Genomic DNA, 25,151 nt, shown 5'->3' with positions numbered 1-25,151 from the left:
TTTCAGAAAATCTTGTTCGACTCCTTCTCTCTCGTTACATGAGCCTGTCTTTCTTCGCACAAACTAACGGCGGCTGGTGGATAGGAGGTGAGCAGATGGCAGGACGTGGAAAGACCGACAAATCGGAGCGTCGCAACAATCACCCGGCGGGTAAGCCAGGCAATCTGGAGCAGTTTGGCGCTGACCTGCGGGGCAAAAAAATGGCGCAATCGCCGAACATCGTCGAAGACCCGAGCGGCAACAAGTAATCGGCTACTCAGACGAAAACCCGGGATACCAGATCCCGGGTTCATGCGTGTTACTCGTATGAAAGAAATTAGTAGGCCAGCGCGGAGAGGCCGTTGATATGCGTCAGGTAGCGCACGTTGCTCGCTTCCTTCATCAAGGTAGCAGGCAAGCCTTTCAGCTTCAGTTGGCTTGCGCCGATCGTTCCGATGGCGTCTTTGCGGCCTAGGCTTCCCAGCGTACCGGAGAATACTGGCTTGAACGTGTCCATTTTGGACCCGTTGAAGTGTGCGAACAGGTTGTAGCCCACTACTTCGCCCATTTGCCATGCCAATTGAGCAGTCGGCGGGTACGGGCGGCCTTCTGGTCCCATCACGATCGCGCTGTCGCCCGCGAGGAAGACTTCCGGATGAGAAGTGGATTGCAGGTATTCGGTAACCGTTGCACGACCGCGGTTCACTTCAATGCCGCATTCCGCCACTACGCGGTTGCCTTGTACGCCGCCTGTCCACACCATGGTTTTGGTTTCGATGGTGCGGCCGTCTTTCAGGCACACAGTGGTTTCCTTCATTTCCGTTACAGGAACGCCCGTCAGGAACTGGACGCCGCGTTTTTCCAGGCTTGTTTTCGCACGCTCTACCAGATCAGGGGCAAAGCCTGCCAGGATGGATGGTCCTGCTTCTACGCAATAGATGGACAGATCCGCAAAATCAACGCCGTATTTGCGGCACAGGTCCGGCAGCATGTCTGCAAATTCGCCAACCAGCTCGATCCCGGTCAGACCGCCACCGCCAACCACGAAGGTGGCATCGGCTTTGTTTTTGCTCTTGCTGTATGCAGCTACGCGCTCTTCGAGGTGCGCACGCAGACGGTTTGCTTCCTCTACGGATTTCAGCGTGAAGCTGTACTCTTGCAGGCCAGGAATGCCGAAGAATGCCGTTTCGCTGCCCAGCGCAATCACCAGCGCATCGTATTTGATGGACTCGCCGCTCGCCAGCGTCACGCGCTGCGATTCGAGACCGATTTTTTCCACGGTATCAATCACGAGGTTGATGTCTTTGCCTCGCAACAGTCTTTCCAGCGGCAGCGCCACGTTTTGCTCAGACAGGTTTCCTACTGCCAGGCGGTGCAGCTCCGTAATGATCTGGTGAGTAGGAAAACGGTTCACAAGCGTGATTTCCGCTTCTTCCGCCGTCATGTATTTGCGTGCAGCCAAAGCGGACAGCAATCCGCCGTAGCCGCCGCCCAAAATGAGAATATGCTTCGCCATGCCCAATCCTCCGTCCTTGTCTCTCGTTGGTTATCGTGATTCGCGTTTTTGCTGCTCGCGCTCGGCCAAAACGTCCAGGAATGCCTGGGCGAAACGCAATGTTTTTTGTACGTTCGGGTCCTTCAGCATTTTGAGCATGCCAAACAAACCAATGGTAGCTTCCTCTGCGTGCGCGCGGTCGTTGGCTTCGATCGCCGCCTGTGCGATGCCTTTTGCCTTGTCAGAGATCGGTTTTACGAACTCTTTCATGCCGTTCTTGATGTCGTCGATGAGCACTTCGTCGTTGGCTACGGTTTGTACCAGGTCGTACGTTTTGGTGAGGATGGTTGTCATCTCGGCCAGCTTCGGCAGGTTTGCCACCAATACATTCAACGATTCTTGAACTTCCGGCTTCATCAGCTGATCGAGTACATCCTTTTGCTGAGGGGCCAGGGTAGCGGTGCTGGTGCTGGCTACTTCAGCATGAGCTGGGTGCGTGGTTGCTTGAGACATGAAAAAACGTCCTCCTTTGCTTTGGGATAGAGGCCTTCTTTCTCGATGCCTGTTCATACGAGTAACGGCCGCCATTCTCCCCAAATACCGACAAACAAGTGTGTGCTTGTAACATTTTTCACAAAGCGAAATGTACAACAGCGTGGAAGAATCAAAAAGTGCAAGATTTCACAAAGTGATATTCAGGAAAGCGCACAAAACAAATTCACCAAGTGAACAGGCTCGATTCAGAACTCTACGTATTCTACTATATACTTTCTTCGCCGGAACAGCAAAGGAAAAAAACCGCTTCCTTAGGAAGAAGCGGCAGACGCGAGAGATTTATAATACTCTTTGAGGACTTGGTGATGTTTATCATTGATATCCGTAAAAATCAACTCGATCACGGTCTGCTTGTCGTCGAAGGTTTTCTCCACGATTTTGGCCATCGTGACGATTTCCTGGCCGGTCGACGGAACCGTGAACGAGAGGTGGAGAAACTCTCCCTTCGCCACGTAGCCTTCTGTTCCGAGAATCAGCCTTGTGGGGGAAAATTTCAGCAGCACAGCCTCCCCTTTTTCCTCGATCGGTCTTGCTCCCATCACCTTGTACGGGACACGGATGTCGATTCCCGGAGAGAGAGGCTCCTGCTTGCGGCTTGGCACAATTTCGACGCCGACGCTGACCGGAACCATCGCCAACAGCTTGATGGGCCACACCGTCTCTTCTGAAATGACCTCCAGATCAATCGTGTTCACCGCCGCATCCGATTCCCACCGAACACGTACTGTTGATCCGAGCAGTTCGGCTCTGGCCTCCGCCTTCATCTCCAGCGAGACAACGAGATAACTGCTTTTGACATGCTCTACCATGACTTGAATGGGCGCCTGGACCTGTCTTGCGATCATCATCGGCAAAGTAGCACCGCGTTGGAAGCGTTTGTCCGCCATGAAAGGGGTAAGGGATGGGATATCAATCATGTTTGTCACTCCACAAAGTCAAACTCTAATTTGCCAATCCGAACGGTATCCCCGTCTTTTGCACCGTGCCTGCGCAAGGCATCGTCCACGCCCATGCTGCGCATCTGTCTCGCAAATCGCTGAGCGGCATCATAGCTGTTGAGGTTCGTCATCCGCACCAGCTTCTCGATTTTCTCGCCGCTGACCACGAACACATCGTTATCGCGGGTAATCGCAAATGGCTCCGGCTCTTTTTCCGCCCGGAACACCACGCGTTCTTCCGCTTCCACGACTTCCTCGACCGTCGGCTTGGCCGGAATCGCAGAAAGCATGTCGCCCACGGCGTACATCAGCTCCTGCACGCCCTGTCTGGTCGCTGCCGAAATCTCGAATATTTTCGCATCCGGTACTTTTTCCTGGAAGCGCCGCAGGTTTTCCGCCGCTTCCGGCAGGTCCATCTTGTTGGCAGCGATAATTTGCGGGCGCTCCTCCAGCTTCAGGTTGTAGAGTTTCAGCTCGCGGTTGATCTGCAAGTAATCCTCGTACGGATCGCGTCCATCCACCCCGGCCATGTCGATGACGTGAACAATCAAGCGCGTGCGCTCTACGTGCCGCAGGAACTGGTGCCCCAGCCCCACGCCTTCGTGTGCGCCTTCAATCAGACCGGGCAAGTCAGCCATGACGAAGCTCTGCTCGCCCAAATCTACAACGCCCAGATTCGGCGTCAGCGTCGTAAAATGGTACGCTGCGATTTTGGGCTTCGCCGCTGTCACACTGGAAAGCAGCGTGGATTTTCCTACACTCGGATACCCAACCAGACCGACATCGGCAATCAGCTTCAGCTCCATGACGATGTAGCGCTCCTGCCCCGGTTCTCCGTTCTCCGAAATATGCGGCGCCGGATTGGACGCATTGGCAAAACGGATATTCCCTCGTCCGCCGCGCCCGCCCTTGGCGATGACGGCGCGCTGGCCGTGCTCCACAAGATCGGCGATGACCTCTTTTGTATCATCATCGATGACGGTCGTGCCCGGCGGTACGCGGACGATCAGATCCTCCGCCCCGGCTCCGTGCTGCGACTTGTTGCGTCCGTGCTCTCCGCGCGGCGCCTTGAAGTGTCTTTGGTAGCGGAAATCGACGAGCGTGCGCAGTCCTTCATCGACTTCAAACACGACATCGCCGCCTTTTCCGCCATCGCCGCCTGCCGGTCCGCCAAGCGGCACGTACTTCTCCCGGCGAAAAGAAACGGCTCCGTTACCACCGTCTCCGCCCTTTACATACACTTTTACCTGATCGACAAACATGGTGTCACCTCTCTCCTTGCGCGAATGGGATCAATAAGTCCAGAACCCATTCGTCTTTCGTATGTATCCACTCGGTGACCTCCACCGTACTTTGTTCGCTATCCCGTATCAGCTTTTCCAATTTTTCCATTCCGGATGCATTCAGCTCTCCGGCCAGGTCAAAACGAAAATGAACGCCTCGTTGGTCCGCCTGCAAGCTTACGTGCATACTGGCTGGCTCGTAGCCATCTTGGTCCACATGATCGTTCACTGTGCACAATATCTCTGACACCAACTGAAACAAGTGCTGCTCGTCCAAAGCTATTCGCGTGAGATCCACATCATTGCACACGTCTACTTCCAAAAGCATTTCCTTGTTCAGCGCATTGAATGTCAAGAAGAAGACGGACAACAGGGAGCTATTCAAACGGGCGATCATGGATTCCTGCATCGCCATCTGCGCGATGCGTTTCAGATGCGCCTCTCCCTGCTCAGTACGGTTCATATGCAAATAGCCGAGCAGAACCTGAACGTGGTTCAACCAGTCATGCCGCTGCCGGTTCAGTACGGCCAACAGCTGGTCGGTCTGATGCGTAAACAGCCTCCGCTCGTCCCCCATCACATTCACCCAAGTCGATAAGAATTTCTTTCGTACCCATTGTACCATAAAAGCCGCCGGGACAATGAGAAAACTTGGCTGCGCCAACTATTTTGACGGCAAGCCGTTCCCCGGCGCTTCGCTTGCGCGAAAAGCAAAAGAAAACCCAGCCTCGACGCTGGGTTTTCCCTCATCAACTATTTACGCTTCGGAAGCAACCGGCTCGATCACGACTTGCTTGCGATCACGGCCCAGACGCTTGAAACGAACAACGCCATCTGCTGTTGCAAACAGAGTGTCGTCTCCGCCTCTCATTACGTTCGCACCTGGGTAAATCTTCGTTCCGCGTTGGCGAACGAGGATGTTTCCGGCAGTAACGAATTGACCGTCACCGCGTTTCACGCCCAGACGTTTGGAAATGGAATCGCGTCCGTTCTTTGTGGAACCTACCCCTTTTTTCGATGCGAAAAATTGCAGGTCCAATTGAAACAGCATGTTCATATCAGACACCTCCCTGCCATTTTTGGTCATTCACTTTTACGTACTTCCCGTACTGTGCCGCAACCGACAGCAGGGCAATCACCATGCTTTCAGCCAAAAGCTGCTGCTTTTCCAGTATGTCCGCCGCTTCCGCGGAAGCGAGTGTCCACTTCAGAAAGCCGCCGCCTTCTTGGGCGACTGAAACCTGCGGCGCAAGTCCTGTCAGCGGCTGCACGCTGTTCAATATACCAAAGCTGATGCCGGATACGGCGGAACAAACGATGTCCGCCCCATAGGCACCCGCATTGGCATGTCCGGAAATACAAATTTCATGGATACCGTGCTGCGCACGGCTCACGATCACTTCGATCATAGCAGGACACCAAAATTACGCGTTGATCTTTTCGATCACAACTTTGGTGAACGGTTGACGGTGACCTTGTTTGCGACGGTAGTTTTTCTTGGCTTTGTATTTGTACACGATAATTTTCGCGCCTTTACCGTGTTTTTCTACTTTACCAGTTACCGTTGCACCAGCTACTGTAGGAGCCCCTGCAGTAACTTTGCCGTCTTTGCTTACGAAGAGAACTTTGTCAAAAGTAACAACTTCTCCTTCGTTGCTAGCCAGTTTTTCGATGAAGAGAACGGAACCCTCTTCTACTTTGTATTGCTTTCCACCGGTTTCGATAATTGCGTACACTGTGTGCACCTCCTATACTCAGACTCGCCTCTACGGGTGCGCCGTCTGGCGGCGACTTCTGTACCCGATTCGTGCGGTTACAGTATGCACAAGACATAGCTGCATGACAAACACTAGATTACCATAGCTGTTGTCGCCCAGTCAAGTCCTTTTCCGGTTGCTTTCGGACAAACGCTCTGCCTCCGCCGCCTGTCCCACATACGTGATCCGGTAGCTGTCCGGAGCAAGCCGCGGTTCTTCGCGCTTGTAGATGCGAAGCGGCCAGCTCTGTTCAGCGGCTGCTTCCTCGTCATCCACGAGCGGAAAAAGTCTGGCGGACAGCTCCACGACAGCCGCCTCTGCCTGCTGCGAACGGGCCAGCCCGGCAAGCTCGGTGTGCAACCGCCGAATACTCTCCTCGGCGCGCAAGACTCGCCCGCGTCCCTGGCACGCTGCGCAAGGCTCCGTCAACCGCTCCGCAAGACTGGCTCTCACCCGTTTTCGCGTCATCTCGACCAGCCCCAGCGCCGTCATTCCATGCACGGTCGATGGAGCTACGTCCCGAGCCAACTCTTTTTTCAGCGTCGCCAGCACCCTTTCTTTGTTGGTCGGCTCCTTCATATCGATAAAATCAATGATGACGATACCTCCGATGTCGCGCAGCCGAAGCTGTCTGGCGATTTCCTTTGCCGCCTCCAGATTGGTTGCGGTGACGGCCTGCTCTCTTTGCTGCCCGCCCCCTCCGGTAAACGATCCGGTATTCACATCGATCACGGTCATGGCCTCTGTCCTGTCCATCACGAGATAGCCGCCGTTTCCAAGCGGCACCTCGCGCCGGAGCGCCTGTTCCAGCTTGGCCTCCACGCCCAGTTCGTCAAACAGCGGCTGTTTGCCCGTGTGCTTGCGTAGCAGTCTTTGCGCATCTGACGCGAAGACGTCCAGCACCGCCTGTACCTGCCGATACGTAGTGGCATCCTCCACCACCACTTCATCGAGCCCTTCCGCCAACGCATCGCGCAGCGCCGCTTCCACCACATCCAGATCGCCGCCGATTCGGCCTGGTGTCTTTTGTGCATGCGCCTGCTGGCACACGCCTTCCCAGCGCGCGCGCAAATAGGCCAGCTCGCTCGTCAACCGCTCCCGCTCCACGCCGGCCGCTTCCGTCCGCACAATGACGCCTTCTCCGCTTCCAAGCAACGGCGAGATGATCTGCTCCAGCCGCTGCCGCTCCTCGGAGGCGCTGATTTTACGGGAAAGCGACCACCCTTCTTCCAGCGGGAGGTACACGAGATAGCGCCCTTGCAGGCTGATTTTCAGCGAGATTTTCGGCGCCTTGCGCTCTGAACCTTCCTTGATGACCTGGCAGATGACATACTGCCCTGCTTGCACACGCTCGGAAATGCTCGGCTTGCCCTTGCCCATAGCGGGGCCTGGCAGCGTATCATCCACATACAGGTAAGCGTTTTGCCCGCATCCGATATCCACAAAAGCAGACTGGATTCCCTGCTTTACGTCTGCGATCCGTCCGTAGTAAACATCCCCTGCGCTGACGTGCTCGCCTGTCTCCTGCGTCCGCCACTCGATCAGCTGTTCATCCGCGAGATAAGCGATCCGCACGCCGCCCTTGCCGCTTATTGCCAATTGCCTCACTGCATTCACACTCCGTCTTTTCCGTCCTTTTCCGGCAGCCCCAGCAGGTTGACCGGACACACAGGAGTAATCTACCATAGGCATTCGGAAAAAGAAAGGCGCGATGTCCCCCGTCCCGCTCGACGCTTTGGCCAAAGAGCAGACGGCTACGCCAAAAGAAAAAAGCTTCCCCGCCAGGCATGGCACGAAGGAAGCTTGCGCGATTGCCTGCTGCTGGAACGGCGTCCGCCAGCATCCGGTGAGCGTTAGCCGTTACAGGAGCTTGCCCACCGCAGCATCGTGCTTTTGTTCGAATAACAGGGCGTGCAGCAGCTGTTCCTCTGCCAAAAGTCCCGCTCCCTGCACGTAAAAAAGATGGGACCGGCCTCGGCGCAGCTTATGGGACACCGCCAGTACCGTCTCCTCCGGGTGGACACGGATGGCCTGCACAGCCGCTGCTTCCTGCCTGCGGCCGTACTTTTCTACCAAAAAGCGAAAGAATTGATACGGGAAGCGCAAAAACGACTGGATGTTCGTCACGAGCAGGTACACCCCGATAATGAGCAGATTGAACTTCAGATCGAAACCCGACACCCCGACGAGGATGCCCGCCAGCAAGGTGCTGCCCGTCAGCGAGACGAGCGCTGCCTGGCGATAGGACATAAACCAGCATAGCGTCGCCAGCACGATCCGCCCGCCATCCAGCGGCCAGATCGGCAACAGGTTGAAGAGCGCGATCGTAGCGTTGCTCACCAGAAAAAACCGGGACCAGTCTTCCGTCCAAACTCCCGTGTACCAAAACAGGTACGAGGCCGCCATCATGACCATGTTCATAAACGGCCCGGCAAGCGCCACTGCAATCTCATCCAGCGGGTCTGTCGCGTAGCTGTTTTCTACCGTCGCCACCCCGCCAAAAGGGAGCAGCTGGACCTCCTGGACTCTCCAGCCCAGCTCGCGCGCCATCGCCACGTGTCCCAGCTCGTGAATGAGGACGATCACGAACAGCGTAATTACTTCCAGAAAGTGGCCGGTAAGCACGGATACACCGATTACCGCCCAAAAGAGCAAGTGAATGCGAAAGCGTATGCCCAGCCATCCGCCGCTATTCAAACGGGATCACTTCCAGCGGATCGACAAACTGGCCGTCCGTTTTGGCTGCGAAGTACAAATGCCGCTCGTTTCCGTTCACCACCCGTGCCGTTCCAATCACCTGTCCGGGTGACAGCACCTCGTCTTTTGCCACGCCGACGCTGTCCAGGTTGCCCAGCCACACTTCCCGTCCTTTTGTCAGCCGGACGATGACAGTCGTGCCAAAGCCAGGCTGCTCCCCGACGTAGGAAACCCAGCCCGCCTCCCCGATTTTCACCTGCTCGCCCGCGCCTGTACGCAGCACCACCTTCGGATTGTCCGCTTCATAGGCTTTCACGACTTTCCAGCTGGCAGGCAGCCGCCAGATCGACACCTCCTTGGCCGTACTGGTGGCGGGCACCGCGCTTGGACCCGGAACCTGGGGCAGCAGGGTAGGGATCGGGCCGAATCGGGCTTCGTACCAATTCGCCACTCCTGCGAAGTTAAAATCCCGCGTCATGACCTCTCGCGCGGAATGTTTCCAGTTGGCGGGGATCAACGACGTTTGGAACAAGACGTACGCCATCCCCAGCAAAAGGACGGCCCCAAACATTTGCAGTCCCCATTTTTCATGAGAAGGCGGCTGTCTCCCTTCGTCGTTTTCCTTCAAGGAAAACCCGAATGGGTCCGTCTCCACTTCGATCGGGTCTTTCCAGTCGTCCACGTAGGGAGAGAAACTGTCTCGTGATTGGGTACGGATTCGCTCCAGTCGCTCCCGCCGTCTTTCTTTTACACGATTTGCTCCACCGAACATGTCCATCCCTCCGCAGGCCAAGCCTTTGTTCCATGTTATGACTTGTCTGCCTGCTTTATGCCGCCTGCTCCCAAGCTTATCCCTATCCGACTACGCAAAAAAGACAGTCTCCCCATTGAGAGACTGCCTTTGAATGTGTCGAAGTTACGTTTACAGTTTGGTTACGCTAGCAGCTTGTGGTCCACGGCTACCTTGAACGATTTCGAACTCAACCTTTTGACCTTCGTCCAGAGATTTGAAACCTTCAGACTGAATTGCGCTGTAGTGTACGAATACATCGTCTCCACCTTCAACTTGGATGAATCCGTACCCTTTTTCAGCGTTAAACCATTTTACGATACCTTGTTGCATAAAGCAAAACCTCCCTGAACATTCGCCCCATGAGGCGAAAAAAGTGTAGCGTTAACCCCTTTTTTACAGATAAGCCTTTTGCGTCAAGGAAAAAAGCCGTACAATTGCGATTGACAATGGTGACGTCTCTCCCAATCGTACGACTCCATAACCAATCATCCAAACCACTATAACTTGTAAAAATGGTTAACTTAGGATGATTTTATCACATGATTTTCGATTTGTCACGCATTTAGTCAAATCTCAATTTATCTTTGCGCATGCCGATATTGAGGACGACCCCGATAATTAAAAAGTTCGTCAGCAGCGAGCTTCCACCGTAGCTGATAAACGGCAGCGGAATCCCCGTAATCGGCATCAGTTGAATCGTCATGCCAATGTTTTCAAAAATCTGGAAGGTGAGCATCCCGACCACGCCAGCTACGACATACGAGCCAAACGGATCTTTGGCTTCCATCGCAATGCGGATCATGCGGTAAATCAAGGCGAAGAACAGGATCATCAGCAGACCGGCACCCACGAAGCCAAGCTTTTCCGCAATCACCGTGAAAATAAAGTCGCTTTCCCCGACCGGTACCCAGCCAAAGCTCGCCTGTGTAGGGGTGTCGATGCCTTTTCCGAAAAGCTGACCCGAGCCAATCGAAATCAATGCCTGCTTCAACTGGAAGCCACGTCCCATCGGCTCCAGATCAGGGTCCATCCAGAAGACGATGCGATCCCACTGGTACTGCTTGATGATCTTGAAAAAAATGTCCTGCCTGTACTCGTACAGAAGCGTCATGACGGCAAAGAAGCTGCCAATAATGCCTCCCAGGTACAAGACGTGCTTCATGCGGATTCCGCCGACGATGAGCAGGGTGGCCAGCATTCCCGTAAACACCATCGCCGTCCCCAGGTCAGGCTGAACCAAAATGAGCAACAACGGAACGCCGACAAGCATCGCTACGGGGATCAGCTGGTAAAAATAGTAGAAGCGGTCCGGATCCTCCGCCCTTTTGGCCATGTAGCGCGCGACTGTTAAAATCGTAAACAGCTTCATCGGCTCCGATGGCTGAAACAGAACCGGCCCCAGATCGTACCAACTGGTCGTATTGTTGATCGGCTCTGTCTGGAAGACCCCGATCAACAGGATCAGGCCAAGCGCATACAAAACGTAGGCGAGGTTGTGAAACAGCCGATAGTCAAACAGCAGCGTGACGCCGAGCACAACAAACCCGATCACATACCACATCACCTGCTGATGGGCCTTTTCCACTCCGGCAGCCGAACCGGAGATCCCCAGATAGCTGAACACGCCCAGCCCTGCCAAAATCAATAGAATGGTCCAGTCAATCGATTTTAAGTGACGTTTTTCCAGGTCCATGTTTTCCTCCTAGAAAACGTGGCTCCCCTCTGCAAACGAAGGGGAGCCATGTATACCCTATTTTAACCCAAAAAACTTACGCATTTTATGAAACACGCCCGCCTTTTCCTCCAGCGGCTGGAGGGGGACGGCTTCTCCGAGCAAGCGCCGCGCGATATTGCGATACGCGATCGACGCCCGCGATTCGTGATTCATGACGGCCGGTTCTCCCTGATTGGCGGACTTGATGACATAATCATCATCGGGTACGACCCCGATCAAGTCAATGGCAAGCAAATCCAAAATGTCTTCCACATCGAGCATGTCGCCCGTTTTCACCATATGGGAGCGCACGCGGTTGATGACGAGCTTGGGCATCCCGACTTTTTCCCGCTCCAAAAGGCCGATGATGCGATCGGCATCACGCACGGCCGCTTTCTCGGGAGTCGTGACGACGATTGCCTGATCCGCCCCTGCTACGGCATTGCGGAAGCCTTGCTCGATTCCGGCCGGGCAGTCAATAATGACGTAATCAAACTCGCGCTTCAACTGCGTGACGATTTCCTCCATTTGTTCGGGAGAGACCGCCGATTTGTCTTTGGTCTGGGCGGCTGGCAAAAGCGACAGGTTTTCGAACCGCTTGTCCTTAATCAACGCTTGCGGCAGACGGCATACCCCTTCAGCCACGTCTACCAGATCGTAAATGATCCGGTTCTCCAGTCCCATGACGACATCGAGATTGCGCAAGCCGATATCCGTATCCACCATGCACACCTTTTGGCCCAGTAAAGCAAGCGCTGTTCCCAAATTCGCGGATGTGGTCGTCTTGCCCACGCCGCCTTTTCCTGAAGTTACGACTATTCCAATACCCACGTCCGTTCCTCCTATTCCCTTCAACCCTCACGCTTTTTCGCGCCAAGATCCGGGCGTATTCGCGACAGGTAGTTCATTTTTGCCACGAGCATGGTCTCATTCTCCAGATAGGCAAACTCTGTGCCTCCGGATTGATTCGTCCATTCCTCCCCCGGCTTGCTGATGACATCGGCAATCCGCAGCTGGGTCGGGCTCATTGCAGCAGCAGCAATAATGACTTGCGTATCGCCGGTAATACCTGCATGGGCGTACCCGCGCAGATGTCCCAACACGTATATGCTTCCTGTAGTGCGAATCGTTCCCCCGGGATTGACATCCCCTAGCAAAAGCAAATCGCCGTCAAACTCCAACACTTGACCAGAGCGTACGGTGTTTACCTGTAGGGAAAATTGGGTTTTTAGGCGTTCAGCAAAAGCTTCCTCCCGCGTGATTACGTCTGCTTCGATCGTGTGGATCACGAGGTTTCCCTTTTGCCGGATAATTTGTGTCAACTGCTCCTGCTGCTCAGGCGAGCAGTAACGTTTTCCTAATTTGATCGATACCCGTATGAGTGGCCCCGACAATATCTGCTGGTGGCTGTGCTCTATTTTTTCACGCACATCTTCCAGCAGTTCGTCGAAGGAACAGGCATCATCCATAAAGAAGACGAGCCCCTCTTTCGTCCCTTTGATTGTGACCTTGCTTTTCACAGTCGTCACCCGGTTTCACCTCGACCGTTACCATTCGCCATACAGAAAGATTTCTCCTGCTCTGCATGAAAAATTTGCCGAATCGGGTCAAATGCTGCCAGAAGAGGGCCTCGCCTCGTTATTTCCGTGTGGAGGGCGGATTGGAAATCGGAACTCCGTTTGTGAGAACGCCGGGATTCAACTCGTTGTATGCTTCCAGCAGGCGACGGGCAATCGGCCCCGTCGCATCGGAACTGGAGGTTCCGTCCCGCAAGCTGTTTGGCGCGATGACGACGAACACTACTTGCGGATTTTCATACGGTGCAAAGCCTACAACCAGGGCGTTTTCCGCGCTTCTGCCTGTCTGCGCGGTACCGGATTTCGCCGCCACGGTAAACGGCAAGCCGTTGAAGCGCTGAACCGTACCGCCTGGCTGCGTCACCATGCGCATCCCTTCTTTGACGACCTGGATGTACTTCGGATCGATGTTGACCCGGTTCAATACTTGTGGCTCGATTTGCGCAAGCGTCTGGCCCGGTTTTTTCGGATCGGTCGTCCCTTTGCGAATCTCCTTCACCAGGTGCGGACGAACCCGGTAACCGCCGTTGGCAATCGTGGAGATATATTGGCCGATCTGCATCGGAGTGAACAAATCGTACTGCCCGATCATCGCGTCGGCCAGGTTTCCGTAGTACAGGTTCGGGTTCGCCCAGCCCGTTTTCTCGCCAGGCAGGTCGATCCCTGTCTTCACCCCGAGACCAAACTGGGCATTGTAGTAATCCAGCACGGAAAACTGCTTTTCCCAGCCCTCCTTGCCCTTTCTGGCAAGACGGATCGCCATTTCGTACATATACGTATTGTTCGATACTTGCAGCGCACGACGAGCGTTGACGGCCCCGTGCCCGCCAGGCTTCCAGTTGCGCTTGTAGGAAGCACCGACCTCCAGCCCGCCACGGTCGTAGATCGTTTCGTTCGGAGTCGTCAGCCCCTCCTGCAAGGCAATCATGACGGACAACGGCTTGTAGGTGGACGCAGGAGGATACGGCGTATAGATGAACCGATTGGACTCGTTCGGCAAAATGAGCGATGCGTAATTTTGATTGAACTTTTTGCGATCGTAGTACAGGTTCAAATCGTAATCCGGGTAGCTGGCCATCGCCAAAATCTCGCCCGTGTTCGGATTCATCACCAGGACGTGCGCATCCTTGAATTCTTTCGGCGTATTCGGCCGTTTTTTAAACGCTTCTACTTCTTCCTTCAAAATCGCTTCCACTTTGCTCTGATAGCGCCAGTCCATCGCCAGCACGAGATCGTTGCCTGGCTCCGGTTCCCTTCCGGGGCGCATTTCTTTTTTGATCGTCTCTGAATTTTTGTTCACGTAGACGTCCATGATCCCGTCTTTGCCGCGCAAATACCGTTCATAGTAGCTCTCCAGTCCGGTTACGCCGACGCGGTCAATCGCGTTGTATCCTTGTGCCTGATACTCTTTCAGGCTCTCGGGACGAATGGCGTTGATATAGCCGAGAAAATGGGTCCCGAAAGCAGAGCCGTCCGGGTCCTGGAAAATCTGTCGGACCGGCTCCAGCACGACGCTAATCCCCGGCAGCTCCGTGCGCCGCTCTTCGATTTGGAACATTTCTTCTTCGCTGATGTTCACCTTCACCCGGCGCGGAATATAGCTCGGCATCTGCGGAGAGCGCATTTCCTGCAAGAGCGAAAGCTTGTGCCATTGGAATTGCCGCTGCTCCGCGGTGAGCGGCAGCTGGACATCCAGTTCAAACAAGGAAGCGTAGCGCAGCAAGTCCATGTCCGATTTGTCCGACAAGCCGTCCGGAGCCGGAAGCTTGCGAATTTGTGCCTTCACTTCCTTCACCAGCGCGTCGCGGTCTTCCTTGTCCAGCGTAAGCACCAGCTTCATGTTCAGGCTGATCGCCATTTTGAGCAGTTCCAGGTCCGTGGTGTTGTCTTCCGTCAGTATCTTTCCTGCTCCTTTTGTGCTGGCATTGAGCTTTTTGATGACATCGTTGCGCTGCTTGTCGTCAAAAGGCGAGCGCACGCGCAAACCGACGTACAGAGCCGTCTTGACCAGTTCGAAGTCCGACATGCTGTCGACAGCCTCCTGCTTCGGAACGGCTTGCAGTTTGGCGGCTATCCTGCTTTTCAGCGCATTCGTTTCCTCGCTGTTGAAGGCGATCGGCAACGTGGAGCGCAGCTCGATGGTCTTTTTGAGCAGTTCCTTGTCCGTGCCGATTTTTTCTCCGTCAGGCAGCAAAATTTTCGCCAGACGATCCGCTACTTTTTCTTCATCGATGTCCTGCCCTTGCTCTTCTACGTATTGAACCGTGTACACAGGCTTATTGGACACAAGCACTTCGCCATTTTTGTCCAGAATCCGGCCGCGCGGCGCTGGGATCGGCAGCTCGCGGATACTGAACTTTTCCAGCTCGTGCCGATACTGCTCCCCTTCTACCAGCTGAACGAAGGCGAGCCGTAAAATGATGGCGGCAAAGAACAAAAAGACGATCAAAAACAAAACGTTAAGCCGCATGGGTATGTGCGATTGGGATTCTTTGGGCTCTTCCACGTGTCATTCTCTCCTTTCCGGATCATCCCTTGCTCCTTTTTACTCCACATGCATTTCCCTGTTGGCGAGCACTTTGTTGCAGCCGTTTTTGATCGGTACGTACACGATCAGGCCGAAGACGAGATTCAGCAATACAGTGGGCAAAATTTGATGGGTCAGAATCCATTGCACATCATAGGGAGCGACCGAAAACAGACGGTAGAGGGAGTACAAGAGCCACTCGTGCCCGAACAGGATCAAAAAGCTCGTCACAAATATCATGCCGAGTCCGCGCTGAAACAACAGCACGATCAGGCCGGCAAAATAGCTGGCTACCATCATCGACATCGTGTAGATCCCAATCATCTGCCCAAACAGGACATCCTGTAAAAAGCCGAAGGCAAGCCCGTAGTACAGCCCTTCCCGTCTCCCGAGATACATGGAAATCAAGATGCAGCATACGAGCGCGAAGCGAGGGACTGTCATCCATGACAGTCCCCATAAATCAGGTGAGAGGACCTGCATGACTGTCCCTTCCAGAACAAACAAGACCACGACACCCAGCGTCAATAAAAACCGCGCCATTTATTGCCCACCTCCGCCAGTCGTTGCGGAGGAAGTCCCCGTCGAATGGGACGGTTGTCCCTGAGTAGTCGACTGCTTGGGGATCAGGTCACCGTTAGGCGAAATGGTAAAGTCGCGCTCTACCACCATCACTTCGCTCAATTGCGAAAAGTCTGCGCTCGGCTGTATGTAAGCCGTTTGCGTCAATCCGTAGTCGTCCGGCACCACCCGGACAATGTAGCCGATCGGCAGATTTCGCGGAACCACTCCCCCCCGGCCGGAGGTAATGACTTGCTGCTTCGGTTCGATTTTTTTGCCCCAAGGAATTTTGCGCATGACCAGCAATCGCTCCTGCGGGTCGTATTCCTCGATGACACCGCTGACAGGCTCATGGACAGGCTTGCCGTCGACGATATACGTGGCCTGAATGTCGGCGGAGATGTGGTCGCGCCGTTCATAGCTGGTCAACAATTCAACCGTAGCGGAAAAGTTGGCAACACTCTGTACACGTCCGATCATCCCTTTTTCCGTGATGACCGCCATATCTTTTTTAATGCCGCTCTTCAGCCCCAGATCGATGGTAATGACGTTGTTCCACGTATCGGGATTGCGCGCCACGACTTCCGCAAAGAGAAGACTGTACGACGACTTGAACCTGTTTTTCGCATCCAGCTGTTTTCGCAGTCGTTCATTCTCTGCCTGGAGATCGTGGAGTTCCGCCGTCAGCCGGGCATATTGATCCAACCCTGCCTTGAGAGCCTTGTTTTCTTCGTAGACGCTGTACGCGTCTTCTATTTCCCGAAAAAAGCCAGAAACAGCTTGGGCAGGGCGATAAAACAAGCCCTGCACCACGCTGAACGTATCTTTGAAAAACATTTCTGGCCAAGTCAGGTTAGCCCGTTCACGGGAAGTAAAGCCCACGACGGAGATGAGCAGGACCAAGCCTACAAGTACGATAATAAGCCGCTTATTCCCGAAAAACGACATGCCCTACCCTCCGTTTATTTGCCCCGTTTTTGCCGGGAAGAGGTGATGCCTTGTTTCGATTTGAACAGGTGGATATTCTCCAAAGCTCGACCTGTCCCGATCGCTACGCAATCCAGCGCATTTTCCGCAACATGCACGGGCATACCTGTTTCCTTGCTGAGCAGGCGGTCGAGATTGCGCAGAAGCGCTCCCCCGCCAGTCAATACGATCCCGCGATCCATAATGTCTGCGGCAAGCTCCGGCGGACTCTTCTCCAGGGTCACCTTCACCGCTTCAATAATAGCCGCGACGGTTTCTGCCAACGCTTCTGCAATTTCCGTGCTGCTGACCGAAAGCGTCTTCGGCAGGCCTGTCACCAGATCGCGACCGCGAATGTCCACGGTTTCCGGTTCCTCTGGCGCGATGGCTGAACCAATCTCCAGCTTCAAGGTTTCCGCTGTGCGTTCCCCGATCATCAGGTTGTAGCGGCGCTTGATGTACTGGATGATCGCTTCATCCATCTCATCTCCGGCCACGCGAATGGAACGGGACGTGACAATCCCGCCCAACGAAATAATTGCCACTTCTGTCGTACCGCCGCCGATATCGACCACCATGCTTCCCGTTGGCTCCCATACAGGCAGGTCGGCTCCGATCGCAGCGGCAAACGGCTCCTCGATCGTGTACGCCTCGCGTGCGCCCGCCTGCTTTGTCGCGTCTTCAACGGCGCGCTTTTCTACAGCGGTAATTCCCGACGGCACACAGACCATCACGTTCGGGCGACGGCTGAACAACCCCTGGTTTTTTTGGGCCTGATTGATGAAATAGCGCATCATCGTTGCGGTCGTGTCAAAATCCGCGATAACCCCGTCCTTCATCGGACGTACAGCTACGATGTTGCCAGGCGTGCGGCCGATCATGCTTTTGGCCGCATTCCCTACGGCTTCAATGGAATTGTTGTTCGTGCGAATCGCTACTACCGAAGGTTCACGCACGACAATTCCTTTTCCCTTTACGAAAACGAGTGTATTGGCAGTGCCGAGGTCAATCCCCAAGTCACGTGTAAATCCACCAAACATAAAAAAACTCCTTCCAATATTATACAATGACAAGCGATGTTACAGCCTACATGTACCCTTGCTCTTTCAAGCTGACGTACCTGCCATCCCCGATAATCACATGATCCAACAAGGAAATCCCTACCAGTTCCCCCGCTTCCCGCAGCGTGTGCGTGATCGCGATATCTTCCCTGCTAGGTGTCGGATCCCCACTTGGATGGTTATGTAGGCAAATGACCGATGCGCTGCTGCGACGGATCGCTTCTTTGAAGACTTCTCTCGGATGCACGATGGAAGCGTCCAGACTGCCTACAAAAATAGTCTGCTTGCCAATCACGTGGTTTTTCGTATTTAGAAACAGACAAACAAAGTGCTCCTGTGTCAAATGAGCAAGTTCAGGCGACATCAGGTCAGCCACATCGCGAGGCAGACGAATGGAGGGGCGCCCTTGCCGCGGTACGCCAACCATTCTGCGACCGAGTTCAAAGGCCGCATGCAGTTCCACCGCTTTTACCGGGCCGATCCCTTTCACTTCTCTCAGCTCAGCATGAGAGGCTTGCGCCAATCCACGCAGGTCGCCGAATTTGGCTAGCAAGCGCTGAGCCAACTGATAGACTGACTCCTGCTCACTGCCTGTCCTAAGCAAAATGGCAAGAAGCTCTGTATCAGACAGATGGACCGCTCCTTCGCGAAGCAGTCGTTCACGTGGACGGTCATAGTAAGGGACGTTTTTGACGTCTGTTTTGTTACAGGTATTTACTGCCATTTCTCGCCGCCTCCCACCTATCTCATGATCGTCAACGGCTGACAGGAAGTAGGTCGTGAGGCGGTTGGCCGTTGTCGTTTGCACGCAAGCGCAGCTTTCCTACAAAACGGGCATTCCGAAACGCGCCAGCAGGTTGGAGGTCAAACCAAGCGGAAGGCCGACCACCGTAAAGTAATCCCCGGTTATCCCCTCCACGATTGTCGCTCCAATCCCTTGAATCGCATAAGAACCCGCTTTGTCCATCGGCTCTTTCGTTGCAATGTACGACTTGATCTCTGCTTCGCTCAGCGGACGAATTCTCACATCCGTGTGGCTGTGCGCCACTTCTGTGCGTCCAGTCGCTACATCCACCAGGGCCACGCCGGTATACACGGTATGCTCTCGCCCCTGGAGCATGGACAGCATGCGAAACGCGTCCGCTTCGTCTACAGGCTTGCCCAAAATCTGTCCATCCAGTACGACAACCGTGTCCGAACCGAGCACGAGACCTTCCGACAGGCGATCGGCTACTGCCTTTGCCTTGCGCAAGGACAACTCCTCTACCACTTGCTCGGCAGTTAGATGAGGCGCCGTCGTCTCGTCCGCATCGCTGGTCATGACCGTAAACGGAATACCCAGCGCCTGTAGCAGCTCTCGTCGGCGAGGCGATGATGAAGCTAGAATGAGCGTGTCGTGTTTTTCTGTCGTCATGTTTCAACCTACTTTATCCGTCGATGTATCCAAAACGCGAGGGCAAGCCCCCCGATACTGGCTAGATTTAGTTTGACCTGAAAGTTCAGGTCGTACTTCAAAATTTCTAAATCTGCCGCAGGTGACCATCTAATCATTTCGCTTTTGGTCAGAAAAGGCACCCAGGGACCGAGAATTTCCCCGACGATGCTACCGCCCAAAAGACCACTCACCAGTAGAAACACGAGCGTAAGCGTTTCTTTCCCCATTCCTTGTTCCCAACTCCCTTTTTATGAAGGGATTCTCTTTTTGCCAACCATAAGTTTAGCAAATGGGAAGGGGTGAAACAATCCCTGATTGCTCCTGGTAGTTACTGTATAAAAAGAAAAGGCCTCCTGCAAGAAATCTTGCGGAAGCCTGATCGGCACTCGCTTATCCGTTTCAGCGGGCCAGCTGCACCCAGCTTGCGTAGCTCTCCCAATATCCGAGCACGCCCGCCTGTACTTGCCATGCGTACGATTCGGCGCTTCCCCCTTTTTTTCCGGCGCTCGCTTCCGCCATCTTGTCGCGGGCCGCCAACGCCTGATTGATTCCGTTGACCATCCCTTCGAACAGCGGCTTCCACGCATCCTGCACCTGAATCAGTCGGCTTTCCTCCAGAAATTGGCGATGCCATTCTTTCAGGTCAGCCGTCTCCTGCGCGGAGGCAGAGAGTTGTCCGGCTGTAATAATCAGGCCGGACTGGGCAGAGAGCGCCTGCGCCAGCTTCACGCCGTTGTCGAAGAACGCCTGCACATTCGGCCCTTCTGCGGCCGCAGCTGCCTTGCTCACCGGAACGGCTCCCTGGAAGGCAGGAAAAGCAAACTCCTTGACGTATACATCCATCCCTTTGTTTTTCAGGCTGGCGGCAAAGCCCAATACGGCGTCTCGCGTCGGCGCTGCGGCTGCGAACATGTACTGCTTGCCGCCATCCTTGTATAACAGGTGCGGGATTCCCGCTTTCGCCAGCGGCTCCACCGCAGACTGCGGCGAGGCGTCCGGCTGAAACACGCCTGCCTGGGCGACGAACATGCTGATCGGCGGCATTTGCAAGGATACCTTTTGCTCCGCGACAGCCGGACCTTTTCCGTTTGCTGTCCCTGCGCCAGCGGCTGCCTCGGACGAACCGGGGCCAGCAGGCGTCTCCTGTCCGCCTTTTGCATCGGATGCCGTCAGCGTCTGTACGGTGTCGCTCAAAAACGATCCGTACGATTGCGAAAATTCCTTCTGCGTGAACACCGACAGCACCAAGAAGCCGAATAGCAGCCCGATCGCGACTGCTCCTCCTGTCGTCAGCGCCGTGCGCCACATGGGGGTTTTCGGCCAAAAAGCCAGAAAGCGTTTGGCCGGATTGTTACCGGAGCTGCTGTAAGCCGCGAAAAGCTCCTCCTGTTGCGGCATCGCTTCGGGTTCGGGCGCATCGCCCAGAATCGGCCCCGGCTCTCTGCTCGTTTCCCTCTGGGCGGCCCCTCTCAGCTGCATCATTCGTTCCCAGGCGTCATGTTCCTTTTTCGGAGGAAGGACGCCGGGAAAAGAGATCGGCGGCCCCTGAATGTTTACCCGTGGCGTATCGTCTTTGGGCGTGCGCTTCACGCTCGCCTCCTGCTTGCCTGTCTCGCGCTTTTCATCCCAAAACCTGCCGTTCATTTTGACTGTTACATGATTTTTCTTGTCTCCGTTCACGCTCATGCCCTCCCAGCTTGCAGGCTCTTTGTACTAGCTTACGCCTGGCCGGGACGGGTTATGACTGTTGTTCTAGCAAATCTAGCAAATGGCCAAATGGCCGCACGGCACGGCACAAAGCCGCTCTGCGAAACAAGCTTACGGCTGCCAGGTCACAAGCAGTCCGGCGTGGACGAGTCCCCCGCCGAAGCCGTACAGCAAAATGTTGTCTCCGGCTTTGACCTTGCCCTGCTCGATGCCCAGTTCGAGCGCAAGCGGGATGGTAGCCGCCGATGTATTGCCGTAGTAGGCCAAGCTGTACAATGTCTTTTCGAGCGGAAAGCCGCTGCGCTCGCAAATCGATTCGATCATGCGCAAATTGGCGCTGTGCGGAATAAACCAGTCCACCTCATCCAGCGTCATGCCCGCGCGGCTCACAACCTCCTGCATGCCTGCCGGTACCGTTGTGACCGCCCACTTGTACACTTCTCTGCCATTTTGCACGATACAGCCGTTCCCCGCAAGCGCTCTGCCATCCATGCTCGTCGCAAGCCCCGAGCGGTAGACGTGAATGCCGCCGTCTCCCTTCGAGCCTAAATAGGCGGCGAGAAAACCGGGAGCGTCCGGGTCGGCTTCCACCAGCACTGCACCCGCTCCATCGCCAAACAGGATGCAGGTCGTGCGGTCGGTGTAGTCGGTCACCTTGGAAAGCGTTTCGGCTGCCACCACCAGCACTTTGCGGTGCAGCCCGGAGGCGATCATCGCGTTCGCGGTGTGCAGCGCGTACGTAAACCCAGCACATGTGGCGGAAAGATCCATGGCGCCCGCCAGCGCGATGCCGAAATGAGCCTGGATTTGGCTGGCGACGCTCGGAAACGGAAAATCCGGCGTGCTCGTGGCCACGAGGATCAAGTCGACGTCTGTGAGATTTTTGCCATAGGCAGCGGCCATGTTCTCTACGGCCGCAATCGCCAAATCGCTTGTAAACTCATCTTTTGCTGCAATGCGCCGTTCGTGGATGCCCGTTCGCTGCACAATCCATTCGTCGGATGTCTCCACCATCTTTTCCAGATCGGCATTGCGCAGCACACCGCTTGGCACATAGGTGCCGATCGCCGTGATCCGGGAAGAAGTTACATTTGTATTCACCATATCGAATCATCACCTCCGCTTGTTTGTGACTACATTATATCACCAGATATTAATACCTGATACTAATTTTTATTTTACCACATGGAAAGCGTGGCTGCGCCAAGCCTTTGACCCAAGCCTTCTAATACGGGGTCATCCTTATCCATTCATATCTGTATAAAAAAAAAAGACTTGGCTCCAATTTCGAACCAAGTCTTTCTTCTTGCAGAAACGCGTGCTGCTTTTATTTTTCCAGCTTTTCTGCCAGCCAGTAAGCGGACTTCCAAATGTCTCCCGCGCCCATAGTCAGCACCAGGTCGCCAGCTTGCAATTCTTTGACCAGCTGCTCCTGCATCTGTTCCTTGGTCGGAATGTACTGCGCGCGCGGATGGCTGTTGGTGCGGATTTTTTCAACCAGCACCTCGGAGCTTACCCCTTCGATTTTGGCTTCGCCAGCCGGGGAGTAAATATCCGTAATGATGACTTCGTCCGCCTGCGAAAACGCGCGGCTAAACTCATCCATCAAAAAATACGTCCGCGTGTAGCGCTGCGGCTGGAAAACGGCGATGACCCGCCGGCCGGACGCCTTGGCTCCGTTCAACGTCGCGATGATCTCCGTCGGATGGTGTGCGTAATCGTCCACCACGAGTATGTCGCGCGCCTCTCCGATGATCTGGAATCGGCGCTTCGCTCCCCGGAAGGTAGTCAGGGCATGGGCAATCTGTTCAAACGTAAGCCCCGCATCCAGGCAGACGATGATCGCCGCCAGCGCGTTGGCGATATTGTGCTTGCCCGGAACGGTAAGCGCGAGCGTCCCAAGCAGTTGATCCCGATGGTACACCTGACATGTGCTGCGGCGATCTCCGCACTCGATCGAGACGGCGCGAAACTCGGCCTGCGGCACAAAAGCCGGATCGATCGCATACGTTACTACCGTGCTTGCGACAGAAGACATCACTTCGCGCACATGCGAATCGTCGATGCACAAAATCGCTTTGCCCCCCGGCTTCAGATGGCTCAAAAACTGAACGTACGCCTGTTTCAAATTGTTGAAATCGCCACCGAAGTGCTCCAGATGGTCCGGCTCGATGCTGGTCACAATCTCGTACATCGGTCTGTATTCCAAAAAGGAGCCATCGCTCTCGTCCGCTTCCGCAATGACAAAATCACTCGTCCCTGCCTTGGCATTCGTGCCCGCATTCATCAGCTCTCCGCCAATGATGAAGGTCGGGTCTACCCCGCACTCTTCCAGCACATGCGAAATCATGGAGGTCGTGGTCGTCTTGCCGTGCGCTCCGGCAACGGCTACCCCTGTTCGTTCGTTCAAGATGCGGGCGAGCATCTGGGAGCGGTGCATGACCGGGATTCCCTTCGCTTCCGCTGCGACGACCTCCGGGTTGTCCTTGGGGATGCTGGTCGAGTAAACAATGATGTCTGCTCCCTCCACGTGGGCAGCGTTGTGGCCGATATGAACGACCGCCCCTCTCGCTTCCAGCTTCTTCGCCAATTCGTTCATGGCGACATCGGAGCCGGTTACCTTGTATCCAAGGTCGATCAAGACGCGGGCAATGGCGCTCATGCCATATCCGCCGATGCCCACAAAGTGGACGTGCCTAGCCTGATCCACCCTATTCACCTGCCTCTTCTACTGTAGTCGGAAAGAATGCGCGTACTTGGGCGATGAAGTAGAGCGAACCGCAGACGACCAACCAGTCATCCGCTTTCGCTGATTGCTTCTCCCGCATCCAAGAAAGGAGAAACGCTCGCCAGTCCGGAACGGTTTCGAGGGTTTCCTCCGCCCATCCGCCTTGCAAAAACGCCTCGCGTAGCACGCTTGCCTCTGCTGCACGCGGAAAGTCAAATGATGTCACGTTCAGCGACTTGATTTTCGCCTTCACGGGCGCAAGCGCTTTTGCCATCGCGGAAAGCGGCTTATCAGCCAATCCGGAAAACAGCAGGTGCAGCCCTGCCTCTTCCGGCAAAAGCCGCTCCAGGCTATTGGCGAGTGCTTCCATTCCCTCCTGGTTGTGTGCCCCGTCCAAGATCACAAGCGGTCTTGGCGAGACGACTTCTAGACGACCAGGCCAGCGTGTTTGTTGCAAACCACGGGATATTTCTTCTTCCTCCAGCAGGAAAGAGAAATAGTTGCGCAAGACATCAATGGTCATCAACGCGACCGCTGCATTTGTCGTTTGATGAATGCCGTTCAGGGTCAAGCGATAGGTTGCTTCCTCGCGCCGATGAATGCTGTGGTAGCGAATCCGCTGCTGCCCCAGCTTTTCTTCGAGCTGTTCGACAAAGAAATGCTCCTGCAGGCTGTATACGGTACTCTTCGTCTCGACAGCCCGCTCCTTGAACACAGCGAGTATTTCCGGGCGGGTCTCGCCCGTGACGACAGGTACGCCCGGCTTGATGATGCCAGCTTTTTCACGGGCAATCTCCTCCAGAGTATCGCCCAACACCTGTGTATGGTCCATGCCAATATTTGTGATAACGGAAACGAGCGGCAGCACGACATTGGTCGAATCCAAGCGTCCCCCCAGCCCCGTCTCCCAGACGACGACAGCCGGTCTCGCCACTCTCGAAAAATAGAGAATGGCGATCAGCGTGATGACTTCGAACTCCGTAAGCGAGCCATATGCCGTCTCGCGCTCGCAGCGCTCGACTACGAGCTTGACCTCATTGGCCAACCGGAGAAAATCGGCTTCCTCGATCATGCTCCCGTTGTAGCGAATGCGCTCGCGAAAATCTACCAGATAAGGCGAGGTGAATGTACCGACACTGTAGCCGGCCTCCATCAGCATGTGCGTCAGGAACGCGCACGTTGAACCTTTTCCATTGGTGCCTGCCACATGGATGAACGGAATTCTCCGTTCCGGATGGTCCAGTTGCGCAAGTGCCCACTGCATTCTCTCAAGCCCGGGCCGCTGACCAAAGCGAAGCAGTCCATGCAGCCAGTCGAGCGCCTCTTTGTATTCAACAAATTGTGCTTCTGCATGCATACCAAAATGCTCCATTCTCAA

General features: G+C 54.9%; 27 protein-coding genes and 1 other annotated feature. Of the genes, 1 reads left to right on the top strand and 26 read right to left on the bottom strand.

The window, feature by feature from the left end:
- Nucleotides 1-95: 95 nt before the first annotated feature.
- Nucleotides 96-248, top strand: coding sequence for a hypothetical protein (locus ACTHO6_RS00545; protein ID WP_440238261.1), 153 nt, complete (start codon nt 96-98; stop codon nt 246-248).
- A gap of 68 nt (nt 249-316) precedes the next feature.
- Here ACTHO6_RS00545 and ACTHO6_RS00540 read toward each other — a convergent pair whose 3' ends face one another.
- From ACTHO6_RS00540 to ACTHO6_RS00415, 26 genes are all read right to left on the bottom strand, one after another.
- The gene (locus ACTHO6_RS00540; protein ID WP_440238259.1) at nt 317-1,495 is read right to left on the bottom strand and encodes an NAD(P)/FAD-dependent oxidoreductase; all 1,179 of its coding nucleotides are present in this window, start codon (nt 1,493-1,495) and stop codon (nt 317-319) included.
- A gap of 30 nt (nt 1,496-1,525) precedes the next feature.
- Nucleotides 1,526-1,987 carry a DUF1641 domain-containing protein gene (locus tag ACTHO6_RS00535; protein ID WP_440238257.1) on the bottom strand — a complete coding sequence of 154 codons (462 nt, stop codon included), beginning with the start codon at nt 1,985-1,987 and terminating at the stop codon, nt 1,526-1,528.
- Between the two features lie 293 nt (nt 1,988-2,280).
- The gene (locus ACTHO6_RS00530; RefSeq protein WP_440238255.1) at nt 2,281-2,946 is read right to left on the bottom strand and encodes a PilZ domain-containing protein; all 666 of its coding nucleotides are present in this window, start codon (nt 2,944-2,946) and stop codon (nt 2,281-2,283) included.
- Nucleotides 2,947-2,951: 5 nt separating this feature from the next.
- Nucleotides 2,952-4,229, bottom strand: a complete 1,278-nt coding sequence (gene obgE / locus ACTHO6_RS00525) for a GTPase ObgE (protein WP_440238253.1) — start codon at nt 4,227-4,229, stop codon at nt 2,952-2,954.
- A 4-nt stretch (nt 4,230-4,233) separates the two neighbouring features.
- On the bottom strand, nt 4,234-4,827 hold the full coding sequence (locus ACTHO6_RS00520; RefSeq protein ID WP_440238251.1) for a Spo0B C-terminal domain-containing protein: 594 nt from the start codon (nt 4,825-4,827) through the stop codon (nt 4,234-4,236).
- Between the two features lie 180 nt (nt 4,828-5,007).
- Nucleotides 5,008-5,301, bottom strand: coding sequence for a 50S ribosomal protein L27 (gene rpmA, locus ACTHO6_RS00515; protein ID WP_440239379.1), 294 nt, complete (start codon nt 5,299-5,301; stop codon nt 5,008-5,010).
- 7 nt (nt 5,302-5,308) lie between these two features.
- Nucleotides 5,309-5,659, bottom strand: coding sequence for a ribosomal-processing cysteine protease Prp (locus ACTHO6_RS00510; protein WP_440238249.1), 351 nt, complete (start codon nt 5,657-5,659; stop codon nt 5,309-5,311).
- Nucleotides 5,660-5,674: 15 nt separating this feature from the next.
- The gene (gene rplU / locus ACTHO6_RS00505; RefSeq protein ID WP_440238247.1) at nt 5,675-5,986 is read right to left on the bottom strand and encodes a 50S ribosomal protein L21; all 312 of its coding nucleotides are present in this window, start codon (nt 5,984-5,986) and stop codon (nt 5,675-5,677) included.
- A gap of 10 nt (nt 5,987-5,996) precedes the next feature.
- Nucleotides 5,997-6,075: a sequence feature (ribosomal protein L21 leader region), on the bottom strand.
- 52 nt (nt 6,076-6,127) lie between these two features.
- Nucleotides 6,128-7,615 carry an Rne/Rng family ribonuclease gene (locus ACTHO6_RS00500; RefSeq protein WP_440238245.1) on the bottom strand — a complete coding sequence of 496 codons (1,488 nt, stop codon included), beginning with the start codon at nt 7,613-7,615 and terminating at the stop codon, nt 6,128-6,130.
- Nucleotides 7,616-7,867: 252 nt separating this feature from the next.
- Complete coding sequence (locus ACTHO6_RS00495) at nt 7,868-8,704, bottom strand: M50 family metallopeptidase (RefSeq protein ID WP_440238243.1); 837 nt, start codon at nt 8,702-8,704, stop codon at nt 7,868-7,870.
- Entirely contained in the window at nt 8,697-9,476 is a 780-nt protein-coding gene (locus ACTHO6_RS00490; RefSeq protein WP_440238241.1) for a peptidoglycan DD-metalloendopeptidase family protein, read from the bottom strand. Before ACTHO6_RS00490 ends, ACTHO6_RS00495 begins: the two co-directional genes overlap by 8 nt.
- Before the next feature lie 150 nt (nt 9,477-9,626).
- Nucleotides 9,627-9,827: a cold-shock protein gene (locus tag ACTHO6_RS00485; protein ID WP_005832370.1), complete on the bottom strand. Its 201-nt coding sequence runs from the start codon at nt 9,825-9,827 to the stop codon at nt 9,627-9,629.
- Between the two features lie 232 nt (nt 9,828-10,059).
- The gene (locus tag ACTHO6_RS00480) at nt 10,060-11,190 is read right to left on the bottom strand and encodes an FtsW/RodA/SpoVE family cell cycle protein (RefSeq protein ID WP_440238238.1); all 1,131 of its coding nucleotides are present in this window, start codon (nt 11,188-11,190) and stop codon (nt 10,060-10,062) included.
- Nucleotides 11,191-11,247: 57 nt separating this feature from the next.
- Nucleotides 11,248-12,042 (bottom strand): septum site-determining protein MinD, encoded by a 795-nt coding sequence (gene minD, locus ACTHO6_RS00475; protein ID WP_440238236.1) that lies wholly within the window; start codon nt 12,040-12,042, stop codon nt 11,248-11,250.
- Between the two features lie 20 nt (nt 12,043-12,062).
- A complete protein-coding gene (gene minC / locus ACTHO6_RS00470; RefSeq protein WP_440238234.1) occupies nt 12,063-12,740 on the bottom strand; it encodes a septum site-determining protein MinC in 678 nt (225 codons plus the stop codon).
- A 109-nt stretch (nt 12,741-12,849) separates the two neighbouring features.
- Nucleotides 12,850-15,294, bottom strand: coding sequence for a peptidoglycan D,D-transpeptidase FtsI family protein (locus ACTHO6_RS00465; RefSeq protein WP_440238232.1), 2,445 nt, complete (start codon nt 15,292-15,294; stop codon nt 12,850-12,852).
- Nucleotides 15,295-15,333: 39 nt separating this feature from the next.
- On the bottom strand, nt 15,334-15,858 hold the full coding sequence (mreD, locus tag ACTHO6_RS00460; protein ID WP_440238230.1) for a rod shape-determining protein MreD: 525 nt from the start codon (nt 15,856-15,858) through the stop codon (nt 15,334-15,336).
- Complete coding sequence (mreC, locus tag ACTHO6_RS00455) at nt 15,859-16,824, bottom strand: rod shape-determining protein MreC (protein ID WP_440238228.1); 966 nt, start codon at nt 16,822-16,824, stop codon at nt 15,859-15,861.
- A gap of 14 nt (nt 16,825-16,838) precedes the next feature.
- A complete protein-coding gene (locus ACTHO6_RS00450; protein ID WP_440238226.1) occupies nt 16,839-17,882 on the bottom strand; it encodes a rod shape-determining protein in 1,044 nt (347 codons plus the stop codon).
- 46 nt (nt 17,883-17,928) lie between these two features.
- The gene (radC, locus tag ACTHO6_RS00445) at nt 17,929-18,627 is read right to left on the bottom strand and encodes a RadC family protein (protein WP_440238224.1); all 699 of its coding nucleotides are present in this window, start codon (nt 18,625-18,627) and stop codon (nt 17,929-17,931) included.
- A gap of 99 nt (nt 18,628-18,726) precedes the next feature.
- Nucleotides 18,727-19,317: a Maf family protein gene (locus ACTHO6_RS00440; RefSeq protein WP_440238222.1), complete on the bottom strand. Its 591-nt coding sequence runs from the start codon at nt 19,315-19,317 to the stop codon at nt 18,727-18,729.
- Between the two features lie 8 nt (nt 19,318-19,325).
- The gene (locus tag ACTHO6_RS00435; RefSeq protein WP_440238220.1) at nt 19,326-19,565 is read right to left on the bottom strand and encodes a DUF4321 domain-containing protein; all 240 of its coding nucleotides are present in this window, start codon (nt 19,563-19,565) and stop codon (nt 19,326-19,328) included.
- Between the two features lie 172 nt (nt 19,566-19,737).
- Nucleotides 19,738-21,024: a hypothetical protein gene (locus tag ACTHO6_RS00430; protein ID WP_440238218.1), complete on the bottom strand. Its 1,287-nt coding sequence runs from the start codon at nt 21,022-21,024 to the stop codon at nt 19,738-19,740.
- A 132-nt stretch (nt 21,025-21,156) separates the two neighbouring features.
- Entirely contained in the window at nt 21,157-22,149 is a 993-nt protein-coding gene (locus ACTHO6_RS00425; protein ID WP_440238216.1) for a ketoacyl-ACP synthase III, read from the bottom strand.
- Nucleotides 22,150-22,372: 223 nt separating this feature from the next.
- Nucleotides 22,373-23,755, bottom strand: a complete 1,383-nt coding sequence (murC, locus tag ACTHO6_RS00420) for a UDP-N-acetylmuramate--L-alanine ligase (protein WP_440238214.1) — start codon at nt 23,753-23,755, stop codon at nt 22,373-22,375.
- Between the two features lies 1 nt (nt 23,756).
- Nucleotides 23,757-25,130 (bottom strand): bifunctional folylpolyglutamate synthase/dihydrofolate synthase, encoded by a 1,374-nt coding sequence (locus ACTHO6_RS00415; RefSeq protein ID WP_440238212.1) that lies wholly within the window; start codon nt 25,128-25,130, stop codon nt 23,757-23,759.
- Between the last annotated feature and the right edge of the window lie 21 nt (nt 25,131-25,151).

This window comes from Brevibacillus sp. SAFN-007a, from assembly GCF_051967035.1.
Taxonomy (GTDB): Bacteria; Bacillota; Bacilli; order Brevibacillales; family Brevibacillaceae; genus Brevibacillus.
The sequence above is the reverse complement of the archived record's forward strand: the minus strand, read 5'-3'. Positions and strand labels throughout refer to the sequence as shown.

Coding starts and splice junctions, on each gene's coding strand:
- ACTHO6_RS00545 (WP_440238261.1), top strand. CDS start 96: ATGGCAGGACGTGGAAAGACCGACAAATCGGAGCGTCGCAACAATCAC.
- ACTHO6_RS00540 (WP_440238259.1), bottom strand. CDS start 1,495: ATGGCGAAGCATATTCTCATTTTGGGCGGCGGCTACGGCGGATTGCTG.
- ACTHO6_RS00535 (WP_440238257.1), bottom strand. CDS start 1,987: ATGTCTCAAGCAACCACGCACCCAGCTCATGCTGAAGTAGCCAGCACC.
- ACTHO6_RS00530 (WP_440238255.1), bottom strand. CDS start 2,946: ATGATTGATATCCCATCCCTTACCCCTTTCATGGCGGACAAACGCTTC.
- obgE (WP_440238253.1), bottom strand. CDS start 4,229: ATGTTTGTCGATCAGGTAAAAGTGTATGTAAAGGGCGGAGACGGTGGT.
- ACTHO6_RS00520 (WP_440238251.1), bottom strand. CDS start 4,827: ATGGGGGACGAGCGGAGGCTGTTTACGCATCAGACCGACCAGCTGTTG.
- rpmA (WP_440239379.1), bottom strand. CDS start 5,301: ATGCTGTTTCAATTGGACCTGCAATTTTTCGCATCGAAAAAAGGGGTA.
- ACTHO6_RS00510 (WP_440238249.1), bottom strand. CDS start 5,659: ATGATCGAAGTGATCGTGAGCCGTGCGCAGCACGGTATCCATGAAATT.
- ACTHO6_RS00490 (WP_440238241.1), bottom strand. CDS start 9,476: ATGTTCGGTGGAGCAAATCGTGTAAAAGAAAGACGGCGGGAGCGACTG.
- ACTHO6_RS00485 (WP_005832370.1), bottom strand. CDS start 9,827: ATGCAACAAGGTATCGTAAAATGGTTTAACGCTGAAAAAGGGTACGGA.
- ACTHO6_RS00480 (WP_440238238.1), bottom strand. CDS start 11,190: ATGGACCTGGAAAAACGTCACTTAAAATCGATTGACTGGACCATTCTA.
- mreD (WP_440238230.1), bottom strand. CDS start 15,858: ATGGCGCGGTTTTTATTGACGCTGGGTGTCGTGGTCTTGTTTGTTCTG.
- mreC (WP_440238228.1), bottom strand. CDS start 16,824: ATGTCGTTTTTCGGGAATAAGCGGCTTATTATCGTACTTGTAGGCTTG.
- ACTHO6_RS00450 (WP_440238226.1), bottom strand. CDS start 17,882: ATGTTTGGTGGATTTACACGTGACTTGGGGATTGACCTCGGCACTGCC.
- radC (WP_440238224.1), bottom strand. CDS start 18,627: ATGGCAGTAAATACCTGTAACAAAACAGACGTCAAAAACGTCCCTTAC.
- ACTHO6_RS00440 (WP_440238222.1), bottom strand. CDS start 19,317: ATGACGACAGAAAAACACGACACGCTCATTCTAGCTTCATCATCGCCT.
- ACTHO6_RS00435 (WP_440238220.1), bottom strand. CDS start 19,565: ATGGGGAAAGAAACGCTTACGCTCGTGTTTCTACTGGTGAGTGGTCTT.
- ACTHO6_RS00430 (WP_440238218.1), bottom strand. CDS start 21,024: ATGAGCGTGAACGGAGACAAGAAAAATCATGTAACAGTCAAAATGAAC.
- ACTHO6_RS00425 (WP_440238216.1), bottom strand. CDS start 22,149: ATGGTGAATACAAATGTAACTTCTTCCCGGATCACGGCGATCGGCACC.
- ACTHO6_RS00415 (WP_440238212.1), bottom strand. CDS start 25,130: ATGCATGCAGAAGCACAATTTGTTGAATACAAAGAGGCGCTCGACTGG.